The 1,858-nt window shown below is 30.0% G+C and carries 4 protein-coding genes; all 4 read left to right on the plus strand.

Annotation, left to right across the window (positions count from 1 at the left end; all coding sequences use genetic code 11):
* A partial coding sequence (locus KMP12_RS07310) for a hypothetical protein (protein ID WP_215757057.1) occupies window positions 1–1,012 on the plus strand: 1,012 nt, incomplete at its 5' end.
* A 1-nt stretch (window position 1,013) separates the two neighbouring features.
* Window positions 1,014–1,418, plus strand: a complete 405-nt coding sequence (locus KMP12_RS07315) for a phage holin family protein (RefSeq protein WP_215757058.1) — start codon at window positions 1,014–1,016, stop codon at window positions 1,416–1,418.
* Window position 1,419: 1 nt separating this feature from the next.
* Complete coding sequence (locus KMP12_RS07320; protein ID WP_215757059.1) at window positions 1,420–1,650, plus strand: peptidoglycan recognition protein family protein; 231 nt, start codon at window positions 1,420–1,422, stop codon at window positions 1,648–1,650.
* Window positions 1,619–1,858 (plus strand): peptidoglycan recognition protein family protein (locus KMP12_RS07325; RefSeq protein WP_215757060.1); only part of this gene is annotated, 240 nt, incomplete at its 3' end. The genes KMP12_RS07320 and KMP12_RS07325, both read left to right, overlap by 32 nt.

Genomic DNA, 1,858 nt, shown 5'->3' on the forward strand with positions numbered 1-1,858 from the left:
TGTTTGGGATTTTGGAACATCAAAAGCAAATGGTAAAATATCGAGTGTTTGTTTAACTAATGCCAAAGCGGGAGGTGGTTATTTTGGAACAAAGAGTGATGGTAAAACAAACCGTATAAAACTAGGTGAATATAAATATCTTATTAAGGATACAGATACTGAGATGAAGAAAAAATATGTCAATGCAGTAGAAGCTAACTTCGAAGAAAATTATATAGTATCAATAGTTCCTGAAAGTGATCATCTTAGAATAATAAAATCAAGAGAACCACTGCTTAATTTTAGATTAAATGATTCATTATCATTTTTAGCTGAGAAGAATATAACAGAAACAAAGATAAAGTATAAGAAATCTTACGGAACATATGGAGTGTGTATTTATGTGGACGAAGAGAATTATTATTTATTGAAAACTAGTACTAGCGGAGGTAATACCAATGTAACTAAGTTAAAAATAAATAAAGTTAATAATTTTATAGAAGAAACTGAATTCACATTAGAAAATGTGAAAATAGAAAATATAGGCTCATACTCATTAGACTATGATTATTATAGAACTATTAAATCTGTATTGAGAGGAGGATATGTGTATGCAGTTAGTACAGATGAAAAATATGTTGTGAAGTTTGCGATAAATAACCCAGTAGACTTAACAAAAATAGACGTACCTTTTCAAATAAGAGTAGATTACGTAACAAACAAAAACACAGGTTGTAGTATGTACTTATTAGGAGATATGATATGTGGAACTAACTTTACAATAGATAAAAACGATAAAGTAAAACAAATAGCAGCTAACGATTTATCCAAAATAGCATCAACACCAATAACTTACGGCCCATTTTTAATGGGCTTTTTTGCGAACGGAGAAAACTACGGGGATAAATACTTAAGAAAAATATTATACCTAATAACACCTTACGCAGCAACAATAAATAACTTATCAAAAACATTAGAAAAAACAGCAGAAAAAACAATGAAAATAACTTATTACTTAACAGGAGGAAAATAAAATGAATACAACAATACTAAACTTTAAACTAATAATCTCAAGTATAGGTGGTGTTTTAGGAGCATTTTTAGGAGGTATGGACGGACTTATTTATGCACTTTTAGCATTTTCAGTAATAGACTATGTGACTGGAATAATGTGTGCAATTGATAAAAAAGAATTATCTAGTTCAGTAGGCTTTAAGGGAATAGCTAGAAAAATTATTATATTTTCACTAGTTGGGGTAGCTAACATACTAGATGTTTATAGTTTAGGTCATGTAGGAGTATTAAGAGCAGTGGTAATATTTTTCTACCTATCTAACGAAGGAATTTCAATACTAGAGAATGCCTCTAAATTGGGACTACCTATACCAGAAAAACTAAAATCAATATTAAGTCAACTAAAAGAAAGAGAGGAAAAATAAAATGAGTAATAGCCCTTTAGTAAATTATATAAATTTAAGTCCTAATCACAGTGGACTTAGAAACCATAAAATAGACACAATCACAATACATCATATGGCAGGAAATTTATCAGTAGAAACATGTAGTAATATATTTGCATCACCTAGCAGACAAGCTAGTAGTAATTACGGAGTAGATTCTAATGGTAGAGTTGGGATGTATGTTGAGGAAGTGTTCATCAAGCGCAGCTAATGATAATAGAGCAATAACAATAGAAGTAGCAAACGATGAATATGGAAGGATATGGCATGTAAGTGACATAGCATTAGAAAAAACAATAGAACTTTGTGTAGATATATGTTCTAGAAACGGAATTAATAAATTAGAATATACAGGAGATACAACAGGAAACTTAACAAAACATGAATGGTTTGCGCCAACAAATTGTCCAGGACCTTAT

The organism is Gemella sp. zg-1178 (genome assembly GCF_018790995.1).
Classification (GTDB): domain Bacteria; phylum Bacillota; class Bacilli; order Staphylococcales; family Gemellaceae; genus Gemelliphila.